At 57.7% G+C, this 25823-nt stretch carries 24 protein-coding genes; 10 read left to right on the top strand and 14 right to left on the bottom strand.

The window, feature by feature from the left end; genetic code table 11:
- Positions 1-29 precede the first annotated feature (29 nt).
- The 3 genes from surE (at position 30) to Q0955_RS18445 (ending at position 2798) form a co-directional block, all read left to right on the top strand.
- Positions 30-812 carry a 5'/3'-nucleotidase SurE gene (gene surE, locus Q0955_RS18455; protein WP_299427469.1) on the top strand — a complete coding sequence of 261 codons (783 nt, stop codon included), beginning with the start codon at positions 30-32 and terminating at the stop codon, positions 810-812.
- On the top strand, positions 809-1465 hold the full coding sequence (locus Q0955_RS18450) for a protein-L-isoaspartate(D-aspartate) O-methyltransferase (protein WP_299427466.1): 657 nt from the start codon (positions 809-811) through the stop codon (positions 1463-1465). The genes surE and Q0955_RS18450 overlap by 4 nt, the downstream gene beginning before the upstream one ends.
- A gap of 127 nt (positions 1466-1592) precedes the next feature.
- Positions 1593-2798, top strand: a complete 1206-nt coding sequence (locus Q0955_RS18445) for a LysM peptidoglycan-binding domain-containing protein (protein WP_299427463.1) — start codon at positions 1593-1595, stop codon at positions 2796-2798.
- An 18-nt stretch (positions 2799-2816) separates the two neighbouring features.
- Here the strand turns inward: Q0955_RS18445 and Q0955_RS18440 are convergent, their stop codons facing one another.
- From Q0955_RS18440 to Q0955_RS18425, 4 genes are all read right to left on the bottom strand, one after another.
- A complete protein-coding gene (locus Q0955_RS18440; RefSeq protein ID WP_299427460.1) occupies positions 2817-3659 on the bottom strand; it encodes an ATP-binding protein in 843 nt (280 codons plus the stop codon).
- 117 nt (positions 3660-3776) lie between these two features.
- Complete coding sequence (locus Q0955_RS18435; protein ID WP_299427457.1) at positions 3777-4703, bottom strand: twin-arginine translocase subunit TatC; 927 nt, start codon at positions 4701-4703, stop codon at positions 3777-3779.
- On the bottom strand, positions 4700-5227 hold the full coding sequence (gene tatB, locus Q0955_RS18430) for a Sec-independent protein translocase protein TatB (RefSeq protein ID WP_299427454.1): 528 nt from the start codon (positions 5225-5227) through the stop codon (positions 4700-4702). The genes Q0955_RS18435 and tatB overlap by 4 nt, the downstream gene beginning before the upstream one ends.
- A gap of 16 nt (positions 5228-5243) precedes the next feature.
- Positions 5244-5459 carry a twin-arginine translocase TatA/TatE family subunit gene (locus tag Q0955_RS18425; RefSeq protein ID WP_299427451.1) on the bottom strand — a complete coding sequence of 72 codons (216 nt, stop codon included), beginning with the start codon at positions 5457-5459 and terminating at the stop codon, positions 5244-5246.
- Positions 5460-5648: 189 nt separating this feature from the next.
- Between Q0955_RS18425 and Q0955_RS18420 the strand changes: the two genes are divergently transcribed.
- A complete protein-coding gene (locus tag Q0955_RS18420) occupies positions 5649-6320 on the top strand; it encodes an HTH domain-containing protein (protein ID WP_299427448.1) in 672 nt (223 codons plus the stop codon).
- A 6-nt stretch (positions 6321-6326) separates the two neighbouring features.
- Here Q0955_RS18420 and Q0955_RS18415 read toward each other — a convergent pair whose 3' ends face one another.
- From Q0955_RS18415 to Q0955_RS18400, 4 genes are all read right to left on the bottom strand, one after another.
- Positions 6327-7418 (bottom strand): ABC transporter ATP-binding protein, encoded by a 1092-nt coding sequence (locus Q0955_RS18415; protein WP_299427617.1) that lies wholly within the window; start codon positions 7416-7418, stop codon positions 6327-6329.
- A gap of 58 nt (positions 7419-7476) precedes the next feature.
- Positions 7477-8862 carry a sodium:proline symporter gene (locus Q0955_RS18410; protein ID WP_299427445.1) on the bottom strand — a complete coding sequence of 462 codons (1386 nt, stop codon included), beginning with the start codon at positions 8860-8862 and terminating at the stop codon, positions 7477-7479.
- Positions 8863-8953: 91 nt separating this feature from the next.
- The gene (locus Q0955_RS18405) at positions 8954-10060 is read right to left on the bottom strand and encodes a hypothetical protein (RefSeq protein WP_366140700.1); all 1107 of its coding nucleotides are present in this window, start codon (positions 10058-10060) and stop codon (positions 8954-8956) included.
- Positions 10061-10126: 66 nt separating this feature from the next.
- Positions 10127-10906, bottom strand: a complete 780-nt coding sequence (locus Q0955_RS18400; RefSeq protein ID WP_299427439.1) for an SDR family oxidoreductase — start codon at positions 10904-10906, stop codon at positions 10127-10129.
- 148 nt (positions 10907-11054) lie between these two features.
- Between Q0955_RS18400 and Q0955_RS18395 the strand changes: the two genes are divergently transcribed.
- The 6 genes from Q0955_RS18395 (at position 11055) to Q0955_RS18370 (ending at position 17334) form a co-directional block, all read left to right on the top strand.
- Complete coding sequence (locus Q0955_RS18395; protein ID WP_299427436.1) at positions 11055-12077, top strand: Hint domain-containing protein; 1023 nt, start codon at positions 11055-11057, stop codon at positions 12075-12077.
- Positions 12078-12129: 52 nt separating this feature from the next.
- The gene (locus Q0955_RS18390; RefSeq protein WP_299427433.1) at positions 12130-13737 is read left to right on the top strand and encodes a peptide chain release factor 3; all 1608 of its coding nucleotides are present in this window, start codon (positions 12130-12132) and stop codon (positions 13735-13737) included.
- 47 nt (positions 13738-13784) lie between these two features.
- Entirely contained in the window at positions 13785-14540 is a 756-nt protein-coding gene (locus tag Q0955_RS18385; RefSeq protein WP_299427431.1) for a hypothetical protein, read from the top strand.
- Positions 14537-15490: a glycosyltransferase family 2 protein gene (locus tag Q0955_RS18380; RefSeq protein ID WP_299427428.1), complete on the top strand. Its 954-nt coding sequence runs from the start codon at positions 14537-14539 to the stop codon at positions 15488-15490. The genes Q0955_RS18385 and Q0955_RS18380 overlap by 4 nt, the downstream gene beginning before the upstream one ends.
- A gap of 168 nt (positions 15491-15658) precedes the next feature.
- Complete coding sequence (locus tag Q0955_RS18375) at positions 15659-17110, top strand: DEAD/DEAH box helicase (RefSeq protein WP_299427425.1); 1452 nt, start codon at positions 15659-15661, stop codon at positions 17108-17110.
- Complete coding sequence (locus Q0955_RS18370) at positions 17107-17334, top strand: DUF2798 domain-containing protein (RefSeq protein WP_299427422.1); 228 nt, start codon at positions 17107-17109, stop codon at positions 17332-17334. The genes Q0955_RS18375 and Q0955_RS18370 overlap by 4 nt, the downstream gene beginning before the upstream one ends.
- 54 nt (positions 17335-17388) lie before the next feature.
- Here Q0955_RS18370 and Q0955_RS18365 read toward each other — a convergent pair whose 3' ends face one another.
- The 6 genes from Q0955_RS18365 to nuoL form a co-directional block, all read right to left on the bottom strand.
- Positions 17389-19053: a ribonuclease J gene (locus Q0955_RS18365; protein ID WP_299427419.1), complete on the bottom strand. Its 1665-nt coding sequence runs from the start codon at positions 19051-19053 to the stop codon at positions 17389-17391.
- Positions 19050-19826: a type III pantothenate kinase gene (locus Q0955_RS18360; protein WP_299427415.1), complete on the bottom strand. Its 777-nt coding sequence runs from the start codon at positions 19824-19826 to the stop codon at positions 19050-19052. Before Q0955_RS18360 ends, Q0955_RS18365 begins: the two co-directional genes overlap by 4 nt.
- A 24-nt stretch (positions 19827-19850) precedes the next feature.
- A complete protein-coding gene (locus Q0955_RS18355; RefSeq protein ID WP_299427412.1) occupies positions 19851-20603 on the bottom strand; it encodes a biotin--[acetyl-CoA-carboxylase] ligase in 753 nt (250 codons plus the stop codon).
- A gap of 82 nt (positions 20604-20685) precedes the next feature.
- Complete coding sequence (gene nuoN, locus Q0955_RS18350) at positions 20686-22128, bottom strand: NADH-quinone oxidoreductase subunit NuoN (RefSeq protein WP_299427409.1); 1443 nt, start codon at positions 22126-22128, stop codon at positions 20686-20688.
- A gap of 14 nt (positions 22129-22142) precedes the next feature.
- The gene (locus Q0955_RS18345) at positions 22143-23687 is read right to left on the bottom strand and encodes an NADH-quinone oxidoreductase subunit M (protein WP_299427406.1); all 1545 of its coding nucleotides are present in this window, start codon (positions 23685-23687) and stop codon (positions 22143-22145) included.
- The gene (nuoL, locus tag Q0955_RS18340) at positions 23687-25819 is read right to left on the bottom strand and encodes an NADH-quinone oxidoreductase subunit L (RefSeq protein WP_299427403.1); all 2133 of its coding nucleotides are present in this window, start codon (positions 25817-25819) and stop codon (positions 23687-23689) included. Before nuoL ends, Q0955_RS18345 begins: the two co-directional genes overlap by 1 nt.
- Positions 25820-25823 lie beyond the last annotated feature (4 nt).

Genomic DNA, 25823 nt, shown 5'->3' with positions numbered 1-25823 from the left:
AGGACGTCAGCAAATATTGGGGCAGGCACATGCGTATTCTCATCACCAATGACGACGGTATCAACGCACCGGGACTGACCGTTCTGGAACAGATTGCTGCGGAGCTGGCTGGCCCAGATGGCGAAGTCTGGTGTGTGGCGCCTGCGTTTGAGCAATCTGGTGTGGGCCACTGTATCAGCTATACCCACCCGACCATGATTGCTCAGATGGGCGAACGCCGCTTTGCGGCGGAGGGCAGCCCTGCGGATTGCGTGCTCGCTGGCGTGCACGACGTGATGAAGGATACGCCTCCAGAGTTGATCCTGTCCGGTGTGAACCGTGGCAACAACTCGGCTGAGAACGCGCTCTATTCCGGCACGTTGGGGGCGGCAATTGAAGGCGCCTTGCAGGGGATTCCGTCGTTTGCACTCTCGCAGTTTCTCGGCCCGAAGAATTTCACGGCGGATGATCCATTTGAAGCTGCAGGTGCTTATGGTGCGGATGTGGTGCGCAAAGTGTTGGACGCCAACCCGAGCAACGACCACGCGTACGGGCTGTTTTATAACGTGAACTTCCCGCCTATACTGGCAGCGGACGTGCAAGGGGTGCGGGCTGTGGCACAGGGTCTGCGGCAAGGCACGCGGTTCTCGGTTGAGCCCCACAACGCGCCATCGGGCCGTCGGTTCCTTTGGGCCAAGGGTGGCGACCAGACGGTGATGACCGGCGAAGGCACCGATGCGGCCGCCAATCTCGACGGGTATATCTCGGTCACGCCGATGCGGGCGGACCTTACGGCACATGATACGCTGGCCGCGTTGAAAGGCATTGAATGACCGACCCTGACGCGCTTGCACAACGCAAAATGCAGTTTCTGTTTGCCTTGCGCTCGCGTGGGGTGACCGATCCGGCTGTACTCACCGCCATGGAAGACGTGGACCGCGGCCTGTTTGTGCGTGGTCTGTTTGCCGAGCGGGCTTATGAGGATACGCCGCTGCCCATTGCCTGTGGGCAGACCATTTCTCAGCCCTCCGTTGTGGGGCTTATGACGCAAGCGTTGGAAGTGACATCCCGCGACAAAGTGCTCGAAGTGGGCACTGGCTCCGGCTACCAAGCGGCCATTCTCAGCCATCTGTCACGTCGGGTGTATACTGTGGATCGTCACAAGCGACTGGTGCAGGAAGCGCGCGCCATTTTTGACCAGCTGGGCATCGTGAACATCACCTCGCTGATCTCGGATGGCAGCTTTGGCCTGCCCGATCAGGCGCCGTTTGATAAGATCATCGTCACAGCCGCCGCAGAAGACCCGCCAGGCCCCCTCTTGGCGCAACTCAAGATCGGCGGTATCATGGTGGTGCCCGTGGGGCAGTCGGATGCGGTACAAAGCCTCATTCGGGTGCGCAAAACCGAAAACGGGTTGGACTATGACGAATTGCGCTCGGTGCGTTTTGTGCCATTGCTTGAGGGCGTCGCGCGAGAGAATGATTGATTTGATTGGGCTTTCCCCTTGGCAAAGGGTGACGGCTCGCCCATTTGGAAGCTTAACGAAGCGAACAACAGACGCGGCTTTGGCAGCAGACCCCCGGTAGCAGGGCGCCGCATGTGAGGACATCGAGATGGCAGTTTTCTCATCTAAGAACACCCGGTTGATCGGCGCAGGACTGGCGTTGACTGTGATGAGCGGCTGTTTGGACACGCTAGATTACGACTTGCGCGGAGACATTGGCGGCGGATTGGACACCACCACTGCGGCGCAAACCGCCACGGCAACGCGGCCTGAGCCGGATGATCGCGGTGTGATTTCTTATCCAAGTTATCAGGTCGCGGTGGCCAAACGGGGTGACACGCTGGCGGATGTATCCCAGCGCGTAGGCATTCCGGCCGACGAGTTGAGCCGTACCAATGGTATCGCGCTGGATGCGCAGCTGCGCGAAGGCGAAGTGGTCACGCTGCCCCGTCGTGTGGCGGAGCCGTCAGCGGCCACAGGCGGCACCGGCATGGTCACTGCCCCCGGTGGTGTAGACATTGCCTCGCTGGCTGGCGGCGCAATCAACAATGCCGATACCGGCGTTGAAACAGAGACATTGCAACCAGCGGCAGCCCCTGCCTCGCAGGTTCAGTCAGGTGTGGAACCTGTGCGCCACAAGGTAAAACGTGGTGAGACCGCCTTTACCATCGCGCGTCTGTACAACGTCTCGGTGCGCTCGCTGGCGGAATGGAACGGTTTGGGCAGCGACTTCACCATTCGTGAGAACCAGATCCTGCTGATCCCGCCAGTTGATCCGCAGGCGGAAGCCCAACGCAAGGCAGCGGCTGCAGCAGCAGCCACAACCACCACAAAGCCAGGCGAAGGCTCGCCAACGCCAACACCTCCAAGCGCCTCCAAGCCGCTGCCGGAAGACAACACCGTTGCGGCGGCGACACCGGTTGCCAAACCGGAAAGCCCAAACCTGAACGAGCAGCAGAGCGCCAGCAAGGCGGCCATGAGCTATCCGGTGTCCGGCAAGGTGATCCGGCCCTACTCCAAAGGCAAAAACAACGGCATTGATATTGCCGCACCAGCAGGTACGCCTGTGACAGCTGCGGCGAGCGGCACGGTGGCGGCGATCACCAAAGACGCGGATGACGTGACCATTCTTGTGGTGCGCCACCCCAACAACCTGATGACGGTTTACTACAACGTGGACGGTGTGAAGGTGAAAAAGGGTGCAAGCGTGAAGCGTGGGCAGAGCATGGCTGTGCTGCCTGCGGAGAACAGCTTTGTGCACTTTGAGGTGCGTGAAGGCTTTGACAGCGTCGACCCTGCCCCCTACCTGAAGTAAGAGATCGAGGTGTCTGCGTTAGGACAACGCGACGCCTTCTCGGCCTGCCAAATCCACAAAGAACTGCCAAGCCACACGGCCGGAGCGTGCACCGCGTGTGGCTTGCCACTCAATGGCTTCGGCGCGTAGGCGGTCCGCGTCCACTGTGACACCATGGGCGACGCAATAGCCGTCGATCATCGCCAGGTATTGGTCTTGAGAGCATGGGTGGAAGCCCAGCCATAGGCCAAAGCGGTCTGACAAAGAGACTTTTTCTTCCACAGCCTCAGACGGGTTGATCGCAGAGCTGCGCTCGTTTTCGATCATGTCGCGTGGCATCAGATGGCGGCGGTTGGACGTGGCGTAGAATACCACGTTGTCAGGCCGCCCCTCGATGCCGCCATCCAGCACCGCTTTGAGGGATTTGTAATGCTGGTCATCGTGGCTGAAGCTGAGGTCATCGCAGAACAGCAGGAACCGCTCCTCACTGGCGCGCAGGAGGTTTAGGAGCCGCGCCACGGACGGCAGGTCCTCGCGTTGCAGCTCGACAATCTTGAGAGGTAGACCTTCCGCAAGAATTTGAGCGTGTACCGCCTTCACGATGGAGGATTTGCCCATACCCCGCGCGCCCCAGAGCAGCGCGTTGTTGGCGGGCAGTCCGCGTGCAAATTGGCGGGTGTTGTCCAGAAGCGTATCCCGCGAGCGGTCGATGCCCACCAGCAAGTCGAGGGACACACGGTTGATATTGGCCACAGGTTCCAGTCGGTCTGGGTCCACATGCCAGACAAACCCATCTGCAGCCGCAAAATCCGGCGCGGCCATAGGGGCCGGTGCCATGCGTTCAAGCGCTTCGGCGATACGGGTCAAAGTGGTGTCATCCATGGCGGGCCTCCTGCTGTCTTGCGCGATACAGACCATGTTCATGACGGGACAACAAGAGGCCAAAGAAAAAGGCGCACCCCAAAAGGGATGCGCCTCAAATCTCAGCCAAAGATAGACCTACTTGTGGCTTTCCGCGTCGGCGATATCCGCCTCGTCTTCGCCTTCTTCGTCGTCCTCAAAGTAAACGCCTTCGGCTTTCAACTTGGCGACCCGCTGACGGTCCACACGCCGCACCAGGAAGATCGAAACTTCGTAGAGGCCGTAGACCACCACAAATAGGATCAGCTGCGTGGTGACGTCTGGTGGGGTGACCAAGGCGGCCAGTACCAGAATGCCCACCATGGCGTATTTGCGTACGCGGCCGAGACCTTCGGCATTCACCAGACCCGCTTTGCCCATCAGCGTCAGCAGCACTGGAAGCTGGAAGCAGAGGCCAAAAGCCATGATGAACTTCAGCGAGATATCCAAGCTCTCGTTTACCTTACCAAAGAAGGTGATCTTGATGCCGCTGTCGGTTTCAGGAACCACGGCTGTGCCGGTTGGCATTTCGCTGGTTGTGCTGGCCAACAGATTGGCAAAGATCGAACTCACGTCGGTGAAGCCCAAGAAGAACGCCATCGCCAGAGGTGTCACCACGAAGTGCGCAAAGGCCGCGCCCAGCAGGAACATAAACGGTGACGCAATCATGAAGGGCAGAAAGGCACCACGCTCGTTTTTGTAGAGCCCAGGGGCCACAAAGCGCCACAGTTGGAACGCGATCACCGGGAACGCGAGCACAAAGCCCCCCACCATGGAAATGCGGAACAAGGTGAAGAGGTATTCCTGTGGCGAGGTATACTGCATCGTTGGCGACGGATCGCCCAGCGCCCGCAGGGTTTCCTCAATGGGGCCCAGCAAGAACTGCAGAGTTGGCTCCGCAATCACAAACGCCAGAATCATGCCAACCAAGAAAGCCAGCACAGAACGGATGAGCCGCGTGCGCAGTTCCGCCAAATGCTCGATCAGCGGTGCGGAGCTGTCTTCCATGTCGTCAGTTGAGCTCATGCCTCATCCTTCTTTGCCGCCGTCTTGGCCGGAGGTGTCGGCGCGGGATCATAGCTGCGTGCCGCTTTGCGAGCAGCCTTCGCCGCATCCTCTTCGCTGGCAGCGGCTTTTTCCGCGGCTTCACGGTCCAGACGTTCTTGCGCCATTTCCGCAGACTTCTGGCGTATTTTCTCTGCCGCCTCTGCGCGTTCCTTGGACAACGTGGTGGTTTGCGCGCCTGGCTCGTATGACATAGAGCGCTTCACTTCGTCGACGGAGTCATTCAACGCGCTTGTGGCAGATTTCAAAGGGTTGGTGACTTTGTCCAACCCATCGGTGGCCCCTTTGATGGTGTCGGTGACGTCTTTGACGCCCGCCTGATCAGCCGCCTGATTCATGGCAGAGGAAAACTCCCGCGCCATGCCTTTGGCCTTGCCCACAAAGCGGCCCACCGTGCGGAACATCACCGGCAGGTCTTTGGGCCCCACCACGATGAGCGCCACGATGCCAACAAGCAGAAGCTCGGTCCAACCCAGATCAAACATCTTGGATCAGCCCGCCTTACGCTTTGTCTTTTTCGTCTTCCGGCGTCACGTCCTTGGCCGCGTCTGCCGCTTCTTCCTCAAGCTCTTTGGCGCCTTCGTTTACGCCTTTTTTGAACGAGGTGATGCCTTTGCCAACTTCGCCCATGATGCCGCTGATTTTGCCGCGTCCAAACAGGACAAGAACCACAACTGCGATCAGAAGGATGCCGGGCAGGCCGATATTGTTCAACATGACTTTGTCTCCCTTGGTCGGAGGCACAATGGCCGCCTAAGTCTCATGGCAAAGTCCTACCGCGCCGGGCGCGGGGGCAAAAGGCGGATTTGCAGGGGTGTGAAGCGATATTTGGGGTTTTTGGCATCTGATTTGACACTATTATGTCAGTTGTCATTATTTTGGCGGGAAGTCGGAGAATCACACGTTATGGCCAGCTCTCAAAACCGTTCGGACCGGCTTTATGGTCTCATGGAGATTTTGAAGGACGGCAGCTTGCACCGGGCTGAGGATTTAGCTGCTGCGATGCAAGTGTCCTTGCGGACGATCTACCGAGACATGCAAACCTTGGCAAACAGCGGCGTGGCCATCGAGGGCGAGCGCGGCACCGGCTATCGCGCGAAGGCGGTTTTGACGTTGCCGCCGTTGAACTTGACGGAAGAGGAATTGGAGGCGTTGCACATAGGATTGGAGGTGGTCGGGACAGGCATGGAAGGGCCATTGCGGGCGGCGGCAGAAAGTCTGAGCGCGAAGATAGATGCGGTGTTGCCGGAGGAGATTGGCGGCGTGAGCCAAGGCTTTGGCTTTGCGGCCTACCCGTTTGCGGAAACCACTCAGGCGCTGCAATACCTAGAACCGCTGCGCGAAGCCATTCGGGCACGGCAAAAATTGCGGATCACCAGTGGAGATGAGGTGGCACGCGATGTGCGCCCTCTGAAGCTCGACTATTGGGGCCGCGTTTGGACGTTGGGTGTCTGGGACGAAACCCTTGGCCAGTTTGCAAAAATCCGGGTGGACCAGATTGCTGAGCTGACTGTGTTGCCAAGCTTGTTTGTCGAGGAGCCGGGCAAAAGCCTAAAGGATTTTCTCGCACAGAGCTAAGACGTTTCAGGTCTCAGCGGGGAAGACAAAACAGCGGTCGCGGCGAATTGTGAGCCAGAGCGGCGTGCCCTCTTTGGGCAGGAACACATTTGGCACGGTGACCTTAAGCGCGGACCCATCATGGTCCATTTTGAACTCCACCAGGCTCTCGTTGCCCATGAAGCGGGCGCGGGTCACGATGCCACGTGCGGCAACGCCGTCTGACGGGGTTGGCAATGGGCCTTTGCCTTGGCGATCAAAGTCGAGCTTCAGATGCTGCGGGCGGATGACAATTTCGACCGGCGCGCCGTCTGCAAGGCCGGGGGTCAGGAACTGCCCAAAGGGGGTTTCAGTGAGCGCGCCGTTGCTCACGGATTTGATGACGTTGATGTCGCTGAAGAATGCCACCGCCTGTTTGTCTTTCGGGGCGTTGTAGATGTTGTACGGTGCGCCCTGCTGAACGATCACGCCATTACGCATCAAGGCTATTTCGTCAGCCATGCGCATGGCCTCTTCCGGCTCATGCGTCACCAGCAACACCGCGGTGTCTTCTTCTTTAAGCACCGCAAGTGTTTCATCACGGATGCCGTCGCGCAGGCGGTTGTCGAGGCCAGAGAAAGGCTCATCCATCAGCATGATGCGCGGGCGTGGAGCTAAAGCGCGGGCCAAGGCTATACGCTGTTGCTCACCACCGGACAGAAGGTGCGGATATTTGTCGATGGCCCAGCCGAGGTTCACCTTAGCCAGAAGTTCCTCAACGCGGTCGCGTTTTTCGTCTTTGCTGCCTTTGAGGCCAAAGGCAACGTTGTCGCTCACCGAGAGATGCGGAAAGAGCGCAAAGTCTTGAAACATCAGGCCAATCTGACGGCGTTCTGGAGGAATGCGGAACACAGTGTCACAGATCAGCTTGCCGTCCACATAGATTTCGCCGCTGTCTTGCATGTCCACACCGGCGATCATGCGCAGGGTGGTGGACTTGCCACAGCCGGACGGGCCAAGCAGGCAGGTGACCTTGCCCGATTGCAAAGTCAGAGACACATCGTCCACCACCTGACGGTTGCCAAAACGGCGGCGCAGGTTGCGGATTTCCAAACGTGGTGGCGTCGAAGTGGATGTCAGCTGCACGGGAGGCCTCTTGCAATCCCCGATGTTTTTCATCGGGTTTCGCGTTGGTGTATCAGCCCCCTACCCGTGCTTCAACCCTGCGGCTCCCGATCAGGACTGCGGCAAATCCGACGGCCAGAACGATGAGGCAGATCTGCAGAAGCTGCTCGTATTTGTGACCATCGTAGAGGAACTGGGCCACAAATTCTGTGTCGCGGAACATATAGGCGGCGGCACCGTAGAGCGCGGCAAAGAAACACGCCATGTAAGACCAGAGCGGCACATCCCGGCCGCCGATCAGGCTGGCAACTAGCACCGGCGTGAGGAACATCGAGGCCGTGCCGGATACGGCGACGGCATCAAATAGGGTTTGGTTGCCACAAAGGGTCAGCGCGCCACCGGCGAGGGCAAAGACCAACATGGCAACGCGGCCGCCAGCCAGAGTGCGCGGAGCGAGTTTGAGCTCCTCGACCACAAGGCGGGCGGCGGAGCTCAGCGCGGAGTCCAATGTCGACAGCGCGGACACCAGAAGTGAGAGGATCAACAGGGTGAACACCCATGTGGGGAACATCGCGCTCCAAGTGCCGATCAACTGGCCTTCATACGCGGCACCTTCAAGCGAGGCCTGAATGCCAAAGAAACCAAACGCGATGATGCAAAGCGTGGACAGCCAAAACGCATGCAGGAAGCTTTTGCGGGTGGTGTCACGATCCGCGAGAAAGCCGCGGTCCATCATCACCGGGTCATGTACCGGATAGGAGAAAACTTGAAGTGCGGCGACCACCAGAAGCACCCAGCCGTTGTGTGGGCCAGAGGCACCGGGCGCCGTTAGGACAGCGCCGAGATCGCACTCGGGGCGCAGAACCAGCGCGACAAAGGCGATGCCAAATACCACAAGGAACAGAAGCATCTGTACCACATCGGTGCGTAGAGCTGCGGACAAGCCGCCCCAAGCGGAGTAAGCAAGAGCAACCACGCCAACGATCAGGATGGAGATGGTGCCAGCATTGGCAACATCCGGCAGCGCCGCACTGAAGATCAGGCCGACGACCAGCAAATTGGCAAAAACTTCGGACAGCAAACGTAGGGCAATCACGACGTTGTAGGCGGTGGTGCCGGGTGTGCCAAAGCGCGAGGTGAGCCAGTCTTGCACTGAGCCAGCGCCCTGCACGCGCATGCGGTTCACGATGTAGCCGCCGGTGAGGAAAGACGCGTAGTAAGCCGCATAAGCCAGCGTGCCCGCGATGCCGTAGTAGAAACCTAGGATGGCAGCATTCATGAGCGAGCGGGCGAAGATCCAGGTGGTGACCTGCGACAGCACCAAGGTCCAAAGCGAAGGCGCCTGCCCTTCTGCGGTCTGCCCGCCAAAGAAGCCCACAACCGTGGCCCGTTTCGGGGCGACCACAAGGCTGAGCAAAAGAATGGCGGCAAAGATGGTGATGAGTGTGGCGGCGTGCATGGTCGTGTCCCGTTCAGAATTGGGAACGGCCTAGCAGGCGGCCCGCTGCCAGACCAGCCGCCCCACAGAAACGTGATGAAACGTCAGAGGGTTACGTGGGTTCCGTCAGATCAAACGCCACATCCCCTAGCACACGACCGTTGACCTGAATGGCCAGTTTGTGCGGACCCGGATGCAGTTGAAACGTGCTGGCATTGACTTTGAGTGGATGCTTTTTGGCCAATGTGAGCGACTTTCCAGCAGGGATTTTGCCTTGCTTGAGTTTAAACACCTTGTCACTGCCACGCCCGTTGGGGCGATGGAAACTCAGCACATAGTCGACCATCACCGGCACGGGGGATGTGCCATCCGTGGACAGCGTTGTTTCGACTTGAAGCGCGTCGCCGATCTGGATGCAGTCGCCGCCCACTGAAAGGCTGTCCAATGTGATGGGGGCGTCTGCGTGGAACCCCAACATCGACAGCGCACCGGAATGACCTGCCTTAACCGCGGTGCGCAGGGAGTGGCGCGTCATCCAGTCCAGTTCTTTTTCGGCTTGCTTGCCTTGTTCTTTCCACTCGGAGAGTTGGCTGACCACCGTGTCAGTTGAGAGTTTGGAAATGTCGTTGAGGTGGTTGGACACCGACCGGGTCACGTAGCGTGTTGGGTCGGCGTGCAATTTTGTCAGTAAGGGCAGCGGTGCCATGGGATCGATGTCGATTTTTTTGGCCCACGGCAATTTGGGACGTGTGCCCTCGCTCACCAATCGGCGGACGTGGTAATTGTCATTCTCGGCCCAGTCATGCAGGCGGGCAAAGGTTTCGTCCGGCCAGCGGTTGAGGAAAGCGCGGATGTAGAACTCCATGGAAAAGCGCTTGGTGGCCTCTTCCAGCAGATCGAGCGCTCGATCCCGATGATTTTCAACCCCATGACGGGTGGCCAAGATGCCAGGCACCGCATGGATGAAGCGGCCAAAGTCATCGTCGGTGAGCGACGGATCAAGTGCAGGCGGCATGGCCGCTTCAAGTTGATCCGCCATGTCTGGGAAATCTGGCGCGAGGCGTTTTTCGATGCAGTCAGCAATCCATTCCATTCGCTCCATGAGCTCGCGCCCTTGAAGCCCTGCCACAACCTCGTGATGGAAGTCCTCACCATCAAACCCCGGCACTCCGGCGGCAAATTCTGCCGCCAGATCGCCGAGGCTATTTGTGTTAAACAACTCATCTTTCAGTGAAAAACCCTGGGACACACCCACACCTCGCGCCATTTCGTCTACTTTTCGCGCTTACATAGCAGAAGCAAAGGCACCGCCGTCCAGCAGAACATTCTGCCCGACGATAAAGCCTGCGTGATGTGAACACAGGAAGGCACAGGTGGCGCCAAATTCATCTGATGTGCCGTAGCGGCCAGCGGGGATTGTGGCGGCGCGTTGGGCCTGTGCCTCCTCCATGGAAATGCCTTGTTGCTCGGTCACAGCCTTGTCCAGAGACACGGCGCGGTCGGTGGCGTGAATGCCCGGCAGGATGTTGTTGATGGTCACACCTTTGCCCGCCACTTGACGCGCGGTACCCGCGACGTAGCCGGTGAGGCCTGCGCGCGCGGCGTTGGACAGGCCCAGCACCGGAATCGGGGATTTGACCGAGACAGAAGTGATGTTCACCACACGGCCCCAGCCGCGTGCCATCATGTCCGGCACCAGTGCTTTGATAAGCGCGATAGGGGCCAGCATGTTGGCGTCCAAGGCGGAAATGAAATCGTCACGATCCCAGTCGGTCCACATGCCTGGAGGCGGGCCGCCGGCATTGTTGACCAGAATATCCACGCCCTGCGCGGCTTCGATCAGCTTGGCTTGGCCCTCAGTGGTGGTCACGTCGCAGGCAATCGCCTGCACATCCACACCAAAGTCGGACCGGATATCAGCGGCGGCGGCCTCAAGTGCCTCAACGCCGCGCGCGTTCATGATCAGGTCGACACCTGCCGCAGCCAGAGCGCGAGCACAGCCCAACCCAAGACCTTTTGAGGACGCACAAACCAGCGCGCGTTTACCTTTAATTCCCAATTCCATGCGATTCTCCCCGTTGTTGTGGGGGTAAGAAATACCCAAATTAGGAATGATGCCAGCATAATGCCGGAGCCGTGGCATTGTGCTGCCACATTTGTGTGTCACTTCACTTGTTCAAAGAAAGCGTGCAGTACACTAGAGTAGGTAAGTTATGACGTCCCAAGTCCAAGATAGCTCCCAGCCCTCCCAACGCCTGCCGGTGTATCCGGCGGATGCCTTTGTGGTGACCGACGGAGCAAACCTTGGTGATTCCCTGTCTTTTGCAGAGGAACTCGTCTTTGATGATATTTACACCTTGGCGCACGACGCAGAGGAAAAAAGCCTCGCGTTGCGTACGGATAGCGAAGGTCAGCACTTCATTGCCAGCGAATACAGCCTCGGCAACAAGGGCGCACGGGTCTATCTCGATTGCGTTGCCACCTTCATGCCGCCCAGCGGCGACACAATTGAAGTTTTGGTATTGGTCGAAGTCGACCACGACGGCGGTGTGGTAGAGGTTTATGGGGCCCCATTGGCGCCGCTCACTCCCAAAGGCGACTATGTATTGGTCGGTGTTGATCGTGGCGCGGCCTCCACAAAATTGGCACAGCTGGCCTGCGTGAGCTTTACCGGCGGCACCCGCATCACTATGGCCACGGGCGAACAGCGCCGTGTGGAAGAATTGACCGTGGGTGATCGGGTTTTGACGCGCGATGACGGCCCACAAGAAGTGCGCTGGATTGGCCATGCCGTGCAACGCGCAAGCGGTGAGTTTGCCCCCATTGTCATTACCTCCGGCACACTCAACAACACACAGGATCTGCGGGTGAGCCCGGATCACCGGTTGTTTGTCTATCAACGCCATGACCATATTGGCGTGGGGCGCAGCGAGCTGCTGATCAAGGCACGCCATCTGGTGAATGGGGACACGGTCTACGCCGACGAAGGTGGTTTTGTGGACTACTACCAGATCATGTTTGACACCCATCAGATCATCTTTGCTGAGGGTATTTCGGCGGAAACCATGCAAATGGACACACGCACGCGTCCTGCAGTGCCAGAAGAGGTGAAAGAGCGTCTGCGCCCAGCGTCCAACGCGACTCGTGGCATGCCGCAGGCACATCTCGAAGTGCATGAAAGCTTGCTGGATCGTCCTGATGCGGTGGAACTTTTGAAGCGGGCGTCGTCGAAGTAGGATCCGCCGCTTTTCCTTGCGAATTGGCGCTTTGCGACCTATACGCGCGAACATGTTGGACACGCAGACAAACCGCCCCGAATTGCCGCCCGAGATTGCGCGCCGTCGCACCTTTGCGATCATTTCGCACCCGGACGCCGGTAAGACCACGCTGACCGAAAAATTCCTCCTCTATGGGGGCGCGATTCAGATGGCGGGTCAGGTGCGGGCCAAAGGTGAGGCGCGCCGCACACGGTCTGACTTCATGCAGATGGAGAAAGACCGCGGGATTTCCGTGTCGGCCTCCGCCATGTCGTTTGATTTTGGCACTTTCCGCTTCAACCTGGTGGACACGCCGGGCCACAGTGATTTTTCCGAGGACACCTATCGCACGCTGACCGCTGTGGACGCGGCTGTGATGGTGATTGACGGCGCCAAAGGTGTGGAAAGCCAGACGCAAAAACTGTTTGAAGTGTGTCGCCTACGCGACCTGCCCATTTTGACGTTTTGTAACAAAATGGACCGCGAAAGTCGCGATACCTTCGACATTATTGACGAAATCCAAGAAAACCTTGCGATTGACGTGACGCCAGCCAGTTGGCCCATTGGGGTCGGCCGTGAGTTCATGGGCACCTATGACATGCTCAATGACCGGCTCGAGCTGATGGATCGCGCGGACCGGAATGTGGTGGCCGAAAGCGTTCAGATTGAAAGCTTGGATGACCCCAAGCTGGCGGACCATATCCCAGAGCACCTGCTGGAGCAGTTGCGTGAAGAAGTTGAGATGGCCAAAGAGCTGTTGCCGGCGCTTGACCCACAGGCGGTGCTGGAAGGGCATATGACGCCGATCTGGTTTGGCTCTGCGATCAACTCCTTTGGCGTAAAAGAGCTGATGGACGGCATTGGCACCTACGGGCCAGAGCCGCAGGTTCAAACGGCAGAGCCGCGCAAAATTTCGCCCGAAGAGAAAAAGGTCGCCGGGTTTGTGTTTAAGGTTCAAGCCAACATGGACCCGAAACACCGCGACCGTGTTGCGTTTGTACGGATGGCTTCTGGCCACTTCAAACGCGGCATGAAGCTGACCCATGTGCGCACCAAAAAGCCGATGGCGATTTCCAACCCCGTGTTGTTCCTGGCGTCTGATCGCGAATTGGCCGAAGAGGCCTGGGCGGGTGATATCATTGGTATTCCCAACCACGGACAACTGCGCATTGGTGACACGCTGACCGAAGGCGAAGCTCTGCGCGTGTCCGGCATCCCCAGCTTTGCGCCGGAACTGCTGCAAGGCGTTCGGGCCGGCGATCCGTTGAAAGCCAAGCACCTCGAAAAGGCACTGATGCAATTTGCTGAAGAAGGTGCCGCAAAGGTGTTCAAGCCGATGATTGGCTCAGGCTTCATTGTGGGTGTGGTCGGTCAGCTTCAATTTGAGGTACTCGCCAGCCGGATTGAGATGGAATACGGCCTGCCCGTGCGTTTTGACCAGAGCCAGTTTACTTCGGCACGCTGGGTGCACGGTGAACGTCAAGCTGTTGAAAAGTTTGCGGATATGAACAAACAGCACATCAGCTACGACAATGATGGTGATGTGGTGTTCCTGACCCGCCTGCAGTGGGACATTGACCGCGTTGCGCGCGACTATCCGGATGTCACGCTGAGCGCGACCAAGGAAATGATGGTCTGATACACTCTGCGATTGCACGGGGTTTCCCCCCGTGCAAACATCGCCCCATGTCTGAAAAAACCCTCACCTATCCGGGCGGTTACGCCTATATGATGGAGCGCTACGACGGGCGGCGCGAGCCGTTTGATTTTGGCCCCGAAGACTTGCCGCCCTTGGATGTGAACCTGTCGGTTCTGAGGAATGCGGTTGTGCCGGAGCGCGCAACTCAAAAAGGGCCTGCCGACCCAAACACCAGTTGGTCCCGCAAACGGCGGCAGATTGCAGAAGAGTTCATTGGCGCAAGTGAACTGGCCTTTTTGAATGCTCAATTGATTTCCAACCTGCGCAAACGAGAGCATCCCCCACAAACCGCTACGCTGTTTTGTCGGCTCTGGGCCGAAGAGTCCGAACATCTGATTTCAGAGTTGAGCCTGCGGTGGCTGGTAAGTTCTGTGCAAACCTTTGCGGACCATGGGGAAACAGCGGCGCAGCGTGAGACTGGCCAAGGGCTGCGCATGTTGTTTGGCATGATGAAACTTTACGAATTTGAGCGCAGTTTCAGCGGGTTGGATCCCAACAAGGAGTATGGGTTTGGCAAACGTGTAAAGACACGGTTGCCACTCGACATGGAGCCGTTCTCGCTGATCCATGGCGGTCTAGACATCAACGTGATTGCGCCAATTTGGGAGATGGGCAAATCTGATCCAGTGATCGCGCCTTTGGTGGATTTCCTGCTGCAGGAATTGATCGAGGAGCCAGGCGGCGTGTTCCGGCGCTTGGCGCAAATGCGAGCCAAGAAAGAACGTCAGCAGGCGCGCAAATGAGCACCAAGGTTCCCACCTGGGGCGTGGTGGCAACGATCAAAGCGCCCGCCGTTGATATTTTGAATTTTGTCGCCCACCACCTCGAGCTGGGTGCCACACATGTGTGGATCTATTTGGATGCGGCCAATCCGGAGGCCAAAGAGCATCTCAAGCCACATCCGCAGCTGACAGTGGTGCGTACCGGCGACAATTACTGGATGAAGACACGCGGGAAAAAGCCGCCGATGCACCAGCCCCGCCAATCTTTCAATGTGCGACACGCCTACAATCGCGCCAAGGAAGTAGATTGGCTACTGCACATCGATGTTGATGAGTTTTTGTGGCCAGATCACCCAATCACAGACCAACTGGCCGCACTCCCAGAAGAGTGCTTGGTTGCGCGGGTCCGCCCTGCCGAGGCGATGGCAACAACTGAAAAAAGCGACATTGTGCATTTCAAGAGCTTCATTGCAGACAAGTCCAGGCGCGATCAGATTGTTGCGGAGGTGTACCCGAACTTTGCACCTTATCTGAAAAACGGCTTTGTCAGCCATGTGGCCGGGAAGATGTTTCTGCGCACCGGTCAGAAAGATATGGCAATCAAGATCCACAATGTGGTGCAGAACGGTCGCCATAACCCTGGACAGGTTGAATTAACCGACGTTGCTCTGCTGCATTTGCACACCACCAGCTGGGACCATTGGATGGAGAGCTTTGCCTATCGCCATAAGAAAGGCTCTTATCGCGAGGAATTGGGCTCCGCAGTGCCAGAAGATCAGGGCGGCCTCAATCTCCACAGATTGTTTGCGCATTTGGCGGAAGAACCAGAGGGGTTGCGGCAGTTTTATCAGGAAGTGTGTGTGGCGACGCCGGCGCTAAAAGCGAAGCTCGATGCCCGGGGACTTCTCCGCAGTCATGATTTAGGTTTGGACGCCAAAAGACAGAAACACTTCCCGCGGTTTGGGGTCTAATGTTTCCGCATTGCGCCAAGTCGTTAGCACATATTCGGTTTCATTGACCCGAGGGCGCAGGTGCGATAGAAGGCCCCGTGGATCAAAAACGCCATAGACGCGGGGTCAGACGGACCCGATCCAAAGCGCCGCTACGGGCCAAAAAGTGTCCGTAAACCACGGATACAAATGACAAAATTTTCTGACCTAAACCTCAACCCGAAGGTACTCAAAGCGATTACCGAAGCGGGCTATGAAACCCCAACCCCTATCCAGGCAGGGGCGATTCCTTCTGCATTGGATGGTCGCGATGTGCTTGGCATTGCCCAAACCGGCACCGGTAAGACGGCCAGCTTCACGCTGCCAATGCTGTCGTTGCTTGCCCGTGGACGCGCCCGCGCACGGATGCCGCGCAGCTTGGTGCTGTGCCCAACCCGCGAGTTGGCGGCTCAGGTTGCCGAAAACTTTGACACCTATTCCAAACACTTGAAGCTGACCAAAGCACTGCTGATTGGCGGCGTGAGCTTCAAAGAGCAAGAGACCATCATCGACAAAGGTGTCGACGTTCTGATTGCAACGCCGGGCCGGTTGCTTGACCATTTTGAGCGCGGCAAGCTGATCTTGTCTGACGTGAAGGTCATGGTTGTGGATGAAGCGGACCGGATGCTGGATATGGGCTTTATTCCCGATATCGAACGCATTTTTGGTCTGACACCTTTCACACGGCAAACGCTGTTTTTCTCGGCTACCATGGCACCGGAAATCGAGCGCATCACCAACACCTTCCTGTCCAATCCTGAGCGTGTCGAAGTGGCGCGCCAGGCAACTGCCAGCGAAACCATTGAGCAAGGCGTCGTGATGTTCAAAGCCTCCCGTAGGGACCGCGAAGGCAGCGAGAAGCGTAAGGTTCTGCGGGCGTTGATTGACGGCGAAGGTGACAAATGCACCAACGCAATCATCTTTTGCAACCGCAAGACCGACGTGGATATCTGTGCGAAATCGCTCAAGAAATACGGTTACGACGCCGCGCCTATCCATGGCGATCTGGACCAGTCGCAACGGACACGCACGCTGGAAAGCTTCCGTAACGGCGAATTGCGCATTCTGGTGGCGTCTGATGTGGCGGCCCGTGGTTTGGACGTGCCAAGCGTGAGTCACGTGTTCAACTTTGATGTGCCGGGCCACGCAGAAGATTATGTGCACCGCATCGGCCGCACTGGTCGCGCGGGCCGTGAAGGCAAAGCCATCACCATTTGCAGCCCACGTGACGAGAAGCAATATGATGCGGTTGAGGCGCTGATCCAGAAAGAAATCCCGCGGCTTGAAAACCCGGTGAAAATTGAGCCGCGCAAACCTCGCAAAGCTAAAGAAGATGCGGCACCGAAGGTGGAAGCAAAGCCAGAGGCGGTTGAATCCGTTGAGGCACCGGCAAAAGATGACAAGCGCAAGCGCGATGACAACCGTGGGCGTGACCGGGAAGACAACAACCGAAGCGGTCGGGACGACAACAACCGACGTGGTCGGGGCCGTGGCCGCAACGACCGGCGTGATGACGGCAACAAAGTTGTCGGCATGGGCGATCATATGCCCAGCTTTATTGCAATGAGTTTTGACGAGCGCCGCGAACAAGGAACCCAATGATCCCGGCGCGATTTGCCCCGATCCTTTTTGGCCTGATCCTGTCCGGGATGATGACCAATGTGGTCACATTTATCTCAACTTGGCATGTGGGTGGCTTTGTCCAGGACTTTGTGGCCACATGGCTTGGTGCCTGGGTCACAAGCTGGATGGTTGCGTTTCCGCTTGTGCTGGTGCTTGCCCCTCTGACGCGCAAACTCGTACAGATTTTGGTCCGCACGCCTTAAGCCTGCGGACCACCACTTTCCAACAATTCTAAGAGGCGATGCCGCCGCTTGAGGTTAGCTCAAGCGGCTGACAATCACCGTGACTTCTGGCTTTTTGCCAATCTCGTCACGGGCGGAATTGCGCACGATACGACGAATGTCGCCTTCGATCTTGTCATCATCCCGCAGGGTTTTCTCTTTGGCACGTCCAAGGAACTGCGTGACGTCTTCTTCGAGCACATCCACCAGCGGCGCTTGGGAACGGCCCAACTCCGGCAAGCCCATCAGCTCACACCAGGCATCACCCAGCGGCTCATCGTCTTCATCAAGCAGCACGGTCACGATCACATGGCCATTAAGCGCCATGCGGATGCGGTCCCGGATGATCCCATCCATGGCACCGATCTGCGTGCTGCCATCCAGATAGGTCCGCCCGGTTTCCACATAGCCCGCAATTGACGGCTGCTCACCGGAAAGATCCAGCATGGTGCCGTTCACAGCCACAATCGATGCCCGGCCGTTGTCATTGGCCAGCTTGGCATGTTCGCGCAGGTGACGGTGCTCACCGTGGTTCGGGATAACCATGGTTGGGTTTACGATGTCGTGCAGACGCAAAAGGTCCGGACGGTTGGCGTGACCGGACACGTGGTATTTGCCGGAGCTGTCATCCACCACATCCACACCCATTTCGGAGAATTGGTTGATGATGCGGAACACGCCCTTTTCGTTGCCCGGAATGGTTTTTGAGCTGAACAGGAACAGATCGCCCTCTTTCAGCGTGATGCCATTGTATTTCCCTCGTGCCAGCTGCGCGCTGGCTGCACGGCGTTCCCCCTGGGAGCCGGTGACCAGCAGCATGAGGTTTTCGCGCGGAATAGACGCGGCGTCTTCCGGGCTAACCACTTTGGGGAAGTCTGACAGAACGCCAGTTTGCATCGCTGCTTCGATCATGCGGCGCATGGCGCGGCCCATCAAGCAGATGGAGCGCCCTGCCCGTTCGCCGGCTTGTGCCAGGGTTTTCACCCGCGCAACATTGGACGCAAAAGTCGTTGCGACGACCATGCTGGACGCTTGGGAAACCAGTTTTTCAATCTCCGGACCAACGGAGGCTTCTGACCGACCTGCATGGGGAGAAAAGACATTGGTACTGTCACAGATAAGCGCTTTAACACCGCCTTTGGACACTTCAGCCCAGAGTTCCGGATCAAACGGTTCCCCCACCAGAGGGGTTTCGTCCAGTTTGAAGTCACCAGAATGGATCACGCGGCCGGCAGGTGTGTCGATCACCAAAGCAGCGCTTTCCGGAATGGAGTGGCTGATGGGCAGGAAACCCACTTTGAACGGCCCTGCATCGGTGGTTTCTGGCCATGCGGACACAGTGCGGATCATCTCTTCGGGTTGCCCTCGGTCCGCCATCTTGTGACGGGCCAAATTGGCGGTGAAGGCGCGGGCGTATACCGGAACCTCAAGACGGTCCCAATAGTGGCCAATGGCGCCAATGTGGTCTTCGTGGCCGTGGGTGATGAACACCGCCTCAAGCCGGTTCTTGTTTTCTTCCAGCCATTTGATGTCGGCAAAAATCAGATCAACGCCCGGGCTGGTTTCCATGTCAGAAAACGCCACGCCGATATCGACCAGGATAAGCCGCTCGTTGTCGGCGGGTCCGTAGCCATAAACATAGGCGTTCATGCCAATTTCGCCGGAGCCGCCAAGCGGCAAATAGATCAAGCGGTCGCTCATGCGCCCTGCTCCTTGTTGTGTGTATGGATCACGGTCAGGCCGTGCATCGTCAAATCATCTTCGATGGTGTCAAACAGGCTGTCGCCCTGCTCAAACAGAGGCGCAAGACCGCCTGTTCCCACCACTTTCATAGGGGCGCCATATTCCGCTTTAATGCGCGCAATGATGCCTTCGATCAGCCCAGTGTAGCCCCAAAACACACCGGACTGGATACAGCCAACCGTGTTGGTTCCGATCACTTTTTCAGGTTGGCTGATGTCCACATGCGGCAAGGCAGCCGCACCGGAGTGCAACGCTTCCAGCGACAGGTTCACGCCAGGGGCAATCACGCCGCCCACATACGCGCCGTCCTCGGCCACCACGTCAAAATTGGTTGCAGTGCCAAAATCAACAACCACCACATTGCCGCCGTGCCGCTCATAAGCGGCAACAGCATTTGCCAAACGGTCTGGCCCTGGCTGCGTGCCTTGGTCGACACGCGGTGCCACCGGCAGTTTGCAGTCCGGTTTGCCCACCACCAATGGGCGGCAGTTAAAAAACCGATCCGCAAAAACGCGCAGGTTAAAGACCACGCGAGGCACGGTGGAAGAGATGATCACGTCGGTGATATCCGCGTCGATGCCGTAGTGATTGATCAGCGTGGAGTACCACGTGAAATAGGCATCCGCCGTCCGCGCGTGGTGGGTCGATGTGCGCAGGGTGCAGAGGAACTTTTCCCCGTCCCAGATGGAGAACACAGTGTTGGTGTTGCCGCAGTCAATGGCGAGAAGCATGGGTAAGATCCCCTTTCACGCGGATCAGAAAAAAATATCTGCCGCGGGAATGGCCACGCGGCCTTTTGCGGTCTTCAACACGAGATTGCCCGCGCTGTCCACTGTTTCAAAGGTTCCGGTCGTTTCGTCACGGGTGGTGCGGGCGGTGATGACCTCTCCAATACGCGCCGCGCGGGCGAGCCAGGCTGTGCGGATGGGTTCAAAACCATAGGTAACAAACTGAGTTTCCCACCGAGCGTAGGCCGCGGCGAGGGCGTCGAGGAACTCTTCTGGAGTGACAGAAGCGCCTGTTTCACTGAGTAGAGATACAGGCGGCGTTGCTTGAGTTTCCACGGCCCCCGTATCAGGCGCATGGGCCAGATTTACGCCGATGCCGATGGCGATATGGCTGACGGCACCGCCTGCCATACCCGCGCTTTCCAAAAGGATGCCTGCGACTTTACCGCCGTTCAGAAGCACGTCATTGGGCCATTTCAGCGCCAGGCCATCAGGACGGCCAGTGACCGCGACAAAGGCGTCATAGAGCGCGAGAGAGGCCACAAAGGAACGCAGGGCCACTTGATCCGGTGTTTCGGCGGGACGCATCACCAGCGTGCCGGCAAAATTACCAATTGGATCAACCCACGCTCTGCCGCGACGGCCACGGCCTTGGGTTTGGCGCAGCCCCAAAATCCACTCCGGACCAGCCAACTCTGGTGCGATGCGTGCAGCTTCGGCATTGGTGCTGTCCACTTCGGCCAGCACGCGGCGACCGTATCCTTCTGGCCAAGTGTTCATATCAGTGTGATCTTTCAACGATTGGTCAAAACAGCAACGCGCCCCGGTGGGGCGCGTCACGTTCAATTGCTTGTCTGTGCGATCAATGTGGCATCAGAGCGGCCGCAGCAGCCTGAGCGGCGGCATCCACACCAAAGAAGTTGACGATACCAAGCAGCATGATCGCCGCACTGGCCATCAGCAACACCTGCTGAACCAAGGAGCGCGGAGCGTCCAAAGCGTCGCCCTCTTCGCCAAAGTACATGTAGAACACAATGCGCAGATAATAGAACGCGCCGATGACAGAGGCCACAACACCGGCAATTGCCAGCCATGCCAGACCACCTTCATAGGCGGCGCGCAGCACGTAGAGTTTGCCAAAGAAGCCAAGGAACGGCGGCACACCTGCCAGAGAGAACAGCAGAAACAACAGCGCCAGCGCCCGACCGGAAGATTGCTTGCTGTACATGTTCAGAGAGGCGATGTCTGTCACCGGCTGGCCGTCTTTTTCCATGGACAGGATAAAGGCAAACGTACCGACGTTCATGGTGACGTAAATCGCCATGTATACCAGCATCGCTTCGACACCCAGAGCCGTACCTGCGGCCAGACCCATCAGCGCATAGCCCATGTGGGCAATGGAGGAGTAGGCCATCAGGCGTTTGATGTTGGTTTGGCCAATCGCGGCGACAGCGCCGAGGAACATCGACAAAACAGACAGCAGCGCAATGATCTGTTGCCAGTCACCGACCACACCACCAAAGGCGTCAAACAGCACGCGAGCAAAGAGGCCCATCGCCGCCAGTTTTGGCGCCGTAGCAAAAAACGCAGTGATTGGGGTTGGCGCACCTTCATAGACGTCCGGTGTCCACATGTGGAACGGCACAGCGGACACTTTGAACGCGAGACCGGAGATCACGAAGGTCAGACCAAACAGCAGACCCAACGGGGTGTGACCGTGGCCAACCGCATCGATGATGCCTGCAAATGTGGTGGTGCCGGCAAAGCCATAGACCAGCGAGGACCCATAAAGCAGCAGTCCGGAGGACAGAGCGCCGAGCAGGAAGTACTTCATACCGGCTTCGGTGGATTTCACACCATCTCGGCGCAGGGTGGCAACGACGTAGAGCGACAGAGACTGCAGCTCGAGACCCATGTAAAGGGTCATTAGGTCGCCGGCGGACACCATGGTCATCATCCCCACCATGGCCAGCGCCACGAGGATCGGATACTCAAACCGCAACATGTTGCGGCGCTGCATGTAGTCCGCGCCCATCACGAGCACTGCGGCACCAGCCAGTAACATCGCCACTTTGGCAAAGCGAGAGAAGGCGTCGTCGTGGAACATGCCGTTGAAGGCGATGTTTTCACCTTCGCCAGAGATGCCAATCCACACCGCGAGGATCGCAAACACCCCAGCAGTGAGCCAAGTCAGCATCGGCGCCATTTTGTCTTTGCCGGTGTAGACCACCGCAAGCAGCGCCAGCATGGCGTAAATCGCCAGCAGGATTTCCGGCAAGATGATATTCAGGTCAGCCTGGATCATATCTCAAGCGCTCCTTAGTGCGATGCCGACTGGCTGGCGGAAGCGCCGTGTGCCAGTGCGGTGTCATAGTTGGAAATCAGGTTCTCGACGGAGGGACCAATGATGTCAGTGACCAGGGATGGGTAAACGCCCAGGATCAGCGTCATGGCAACCAGTGGGGCGAAGATCATCTTTTCGCGGCTTGTCATATCGCTGATGGTCTTCAGGCTTTCCTTGATCAGGTCACCCATCACAACGCGGCGGTAGAGCCACAGCGCATAGGCTGCGGACAGGATCACTCCGGAGGTGGCGATCAGTGCCACCCAGGTGTTGACCTGGAACACGCCCATCAGGGTCAGGAATTCGCCGACAAATCCGGAGGTGCCTGGCAGGCCAACGTTGGCCATAGTGAAGAACATGAAGATCAGCGCGTAGGCAGGCATGCGGTTCACAAGGCCACCGTAGGCGTCGATTTCACGGGTGTGCATGCGGTCATAGATCACGCCAACACAGAGGAAGAGCGCGCCGGAGATGAAGCCGTGGCTGATCATCTGGAAGATCGCGCCGTCGATGCCCTGTTGGTTCGCGGCAAAGATACCCATGGTCACGTAGCCCATGTGTGCCACCGAAGAATAGGCAATCAGCTTCTTCATGTCTTCTTGCACGAATGCCACCAGCGATGTGTAAACAATCGCAATCGCTGACATCCACATCACCAGAGGTGTCATCACCTCAGCGCCAATTGGGAACATCGGCAGCGAGAAGCGCAGGAAGCCGTAGCCGCCCATCTTCAACAGGATAGCTGCAAGCACAACGGAGCCAGCTGTCGGTGCCTGTACGTGGGCATCCGGCAACCAGGTGTGTACCGGCCACATCGGCATCTTTACGGCGAACGAGGCGAAGAAGGCCAGGAACATGATGGTTTGCATGCCGCCGATTATGGTGACGCCCATGACGCTCATGGTCTCAGAGGCAAACTCATGTGCCATCAATGTTGGAATGTCGGTAGTACCCGCGTTCACAAACATCGCGACCATCGCCACCAGCATCAGCACGGAGCCGAGGAACGTGTAGAGGAAGAACTTGAACGACGCATAGATGCGGTTGGCGCCGCCCCAAATCCCGATGATCAGGAACATCGGGATCAGCCCTGCTTCGAAGAACAGATAGAAGAGCACCAAGTCCAGTGCCATGAACACGCCAAGCATCAGCGTTTCAAGCAGCAGGAAGGCAATCATATATTCCTTCACGCGGGATTTTACGTCCCAGGACGCCCAGATCACAAGCGGCATCATGAAGGTGGTGAGCATAACAAACAGGATCGAAATGCCATCAACGCCCAGTTTGTACTTCAGCCCCATCAGCCAGTCGCGTTCTTCGACAAACTGGAAACCTGTGTCGCTGGGGTCAAACCCGGCGAGCACAAACAAGGACATCAGAAAGGTGATGATAGTGGCGGTCAGGGCAACGCGTTTGGCGTTGCGCTGAGCCATTTCATCCTCACCTCGCAGGAAGACCAGAAGGATCAAAGCTGCAAAGGTCGGGATAAACGTGACCAGGGAGAGCAAGCTGTCGTTCATTAGTGCGCTCCTCCGCTGAGCGTCATCAAGGTGATGAGGGCAACGATGCCGATCACCATGGCAAGGGCATAGGTAAAGACGTAGCCAGTCTGGGCGCGGCCTGCGAGACGGGTGACCCAAGGCACAAAGCCCATAGCCACACCATTTAGGGAGCCGTCGATCACGTCACCGTCACCGCGTTTCCATAGGAAACGGCCGATGGCAGCTGCCGGACGCACAAACAGGAAGTCATAGGCTTCATCAAAGTACCACTTGTTCAACAAGAACAAGTAAAGTGGACGTTGTGCTGCTGCCAAACGTGCTGGCATAGATGGGTTCCAAATATAGAACCACAGCGCAAAGACCAGACCGATGACCATCGCGATGAAGGGGCTGATCTTGACCCATTTCGGGGCATGGTGCGCGTCATCCATCACGTGGTTGTCAGGGTGCGTAAAGACCGCGCCTTTCGGCGCTTCGCCGTGGTGCGCGGCTTTCACAGCAGCATGGCTTGGATCGTCATGCGTTGCAGCATGGTCGTCACCGTGTGCATCGTCTTTCGCGTGGTCATCCCCATGAGAAGCTTCTTCGCCGTGGCCTTCGCTGCTTTCAGCATGGTGCGACGGCACGCCGTAGAATTTATTCACAGTGTCGTGGTCACCAAAGAAGGAGCCAAACCAGATCATCCCAGCAAAGATCGCGCCCAGCGAGAGTACGCCCAGCGGGATCAGCATGACCATAGGGCTTTCATGCGCATGATCATGGGTGTGCTTGTTGCCACGGGCTTCGCCATAGAAGGTCAGGAAAATCAGGCGCCAGCTGTAGAAGCTGGTGAACAGCGCAGCGATGACCAACATCCAGAAGCCGTAACCGCCTGCGGTGCCTGCCCATGCGCTTTCGATGATCGCATCTTTCGAGAGGAAACCAGCAAAGCCGATGTGCGTGAGCGGGATGCCAACGCCGGTGATCGCCAGCGTTCCAATCATCATCGCCCAGTAGGTATAGGGAATCTTCTTACGCAGACCACCATAGTTGCGCATGTCCTGCTCGTGGTGCATCGCGTGGATCACCGAGCCCGCGCCCAGGAAGAGCATTGCCTTGAAGAAGGCGTGGGTGAAGAGGTGGAACATCGCGGCGGAGTAAACACCAACACCAGCGGCCACAAACATGTAGCCCAGCTGGGACATTGTGGAATAGGCGATCACGCGTTTGATGTCGTTTTGCACAAGGCCGATGGTTGCTGCGACAAAGGCGGTTGAAGCACCGATGAAAACGATAAACGCTTTGGTGTCACCGGCGTATTCGATCAGTGGCGACATGCGCGATACCAGGAAGACACCTGCGGTTACCATCGTCGCGGCGTGGATCAGGGCAGACACTGGGGTGGGGCCTTCCATCGCGTCCGGCAACCATGTGTGCAGAAAAAGTTGCGCCGATTTGCCCATTGCACCAATGAATAGCAGGAAGGCAATCAGGTTGGCCGCGTTCCAGTCGCGCCACAAGAAGTGCAACTCCATTTCGGCCAGTGCCGGTGCAGCGGCGAAGATGTCGTCAAACTTGATGCTGTCTGTCAGCATGTAGATCGCGAAGATGCCGAGCAGGAAGCCAAAGTCGCCCACGCGGTTGACCACAAACGCTTTGATCGCGGCAGCGTTGGCAGATGGCTTTTTGTAGTAGAAGCCAATGAGCAAGTAAGACGCGACGCCCACGCCTTCCCAGCCGAAGAACATCTGCAGGAGGTTATCCGCAGTCACAAGCATCAACATGGTGAAGGTGAAGAAAGACAGGTAGGCGAAGAAACGCGCCTTGTAGTTCTCGTCCTCTGTCCAATGCTCGTCATGCGCCATGTAGCCAATGGAGTAGAGGTGCACGAGGGCCGAGACCGAGGTCACCACAATCAACATGATCGCAGTCAGACGATCCACGCGGATGGACCACGCGGTGTCGAGGTGACCGGATTGGATGAAATCCAACACATGGATTTGTTTGACCTGCGAGGCGTCAAGGCCAAGGAACACAATCCAGCTCAGCAGACAGGCCCAGAACAAGATCGCGGTTGTCAGGTATTGCGCGGCTTTTTCACCGATTAACCGCCAACCGAACCCAGCAATCAGGGCGCCAACCAGCGGCCCAAAGAGAATAAACGTTTCCATGATC

Origin of the sequence: uncultured Shimia sp. (genome assembly GCF_947493595.1) — a bacterium.
Taxonomy (GTDB): domain Bacteria; phylum Pseudomonadota; class Alphaproteobacteria; order Rhodobacterales; family Rhodobacteraceae; genus Shimia.
This window is presented reverse-complemented; position numbering and strand designations above follow the sequence as displayed.

What these genes read in the sequence shown, in the direction of transcription:
- Q0955_RS18390 (WP_299427433.1), top strand. Translation starts at nt 12,130, where the DNA reads ATGTTGGACACGCAGACAAACCGCCCCGAATTGCCGCCCGAGATTGCG.
- Q0955_RS18395 (WP_299427436.1), top strand. Translation starts at nt 11,055, where the DNA reads ATGACGTCCCAAGTCCAAGATAGCTCCCAGCCCTCCCAACGCCTGCCG.
- Q0955_RS18345 (WP_299427406.1), bottom strand. Translation starts at nt 23,687, where the DNA reads ATGAACGACAGCTTGCTCTCCCTGGTCACGTTTATCCCGACCTTTGCA.
- Q0955_RS18450 (WP_299427466.1), top strand. Translation starts at nt 809, where the DNA reads ATGACCGACCCTGACGCGCTTGCACAACGCAAAATGCAGTTTCTGTTT.
- Q0955_RS18385 (WP_299427431.1), top strand. Translation starts at nt 13,785, where the DNA reads ATGTCTGAAAAAACCCTCACCTATCCGGGCGGTTACGCCTATATGATG.
- Q0955_RS18355 (WP_299427412.1), bottom strand. Translation starts at nt 20,603, where the DNA reads ATGAACACTTGGCCAGAAGGATACGGTCGCCGCGTGCTGGCCGAAGTG.
- Q0955_RS18360 (WP_299427415.1), bottom strand. Translation starts at nt 19,826, where the DNA reads ATGCTTCTCGCCATTGACTGCGGCAACACCAACACTGTGTTCTCCATC.
- nuoN (WP_299427409.1), bottom strand. Translation starts at nt 22,128, where the DNA reads ATGATCCAGGCTGACCTGAATATCATCTTGCCGGAAATCCTGCTGGCG.
- Q0955_RS18420 (WP_299427448.1), top strand. Translation starts at nt 5,649, where the DNA reads ATGGCCAGCTCTCAAAACCGTTCGGACCGGCTTTATGGTCTCATGGAG.
- Q0955_RS18445 (WP_299427463.1), top strand. Translation starts at nt 1,593, where the DNA reads ATGGCAGTTTTCTCATCTAAGAACACCCGGTTGATCGGCGCAGGACTG.
- Q0955_RS18400 (WP_299427439.1), bottom strand. Translation starts at nt 10,906, where the DNA reads ATGGAATTGGGAATTAAAGGTAAACGCGCGCTGGTTTGTGCGTCCTCA.
- Q0955_RS18380 (WP_299427428.1), top strand. Translation starts at nt 14,537, where the DNA reads ATGAGCACCAAGGTTCCCACCTGGGGCGTGGTGGCAACGATCAAAGCG.
- surE (WP_299427469.1), top strand. Translation starts at nt 30, where the DNA reads ATGCGTATTCTCATCACCAATGACGACGGTATCAACGCACCGGGACTG.
- Q0955_RS18425 (WP_299427451.1), bottom strand. Translation starts at nt 5,459, where the DNA reads ATGTTGAACAATATCGGCCTGCCCGGCATCCTTCTGATCGCAGTTGTG.
- Q0955_RS18370 (WP_299427422.1), top strand. Translation starts at nt 17,107, where the DNA reads ATGATCCCGGCGCGATTTGCCCCGATCCTTTTTGGCCTGATCCTGTCC.
- Q0955_RS18440 (WP_299427460.1), bottom strand. Translation starts at nt 3,659, where the DNA reads ATGGATGACACCACTTTGACCCGTATCGCCGAAGCGCTTGAACGCATG.
- tatB (WP_299427454.1), bottom strand. Translation starts at nt 5,227, where the DNA reads ATGTTTGATCTGGGTTGGACCGAGCTTCTGCTTGTTGGCATCGTGGCG.
- Q0955_RS18435 (WP_299427457.1), bottom strand. Translation starts at nt 4,703, where the DNA reads ATGAGCTCAACTGACGACATGGAAGACAGCTCCGCACCGCTGATCGAG.
- nuoL (WP_299427403.1), bottom strand. Translation starts at nt 25,819, where the DNA reads ATGGAAACGTTTATTCTCTTTGGGCCGCTGGTTGGCGCCCTGATTGCT.
- Q0955_RS18365 (WP_299427419.1), bottom strand. Translation starts at nt 19,053, where the DNA reads ATGAGCGACCGCTTGATCTATTTGCCGCTTGGCGGCTCCGGCGAAATT.
- Q0955_RS18410 (WP_299427445.1), bottom strand. Translation starts at nt 8,862, where the DNA reads ATGCACGCCGCCACACTCATCACCATCTTTGCCGCCATTCTTTTGCTC.
- Q0955_RS18375 (WP_299427425.1), top strand. Translation starts at nt 15,659, where the DNA reads ATGACAAAATTTTCTGACCTAAACCTCAACCCGAAGGTACTCAAAGCG.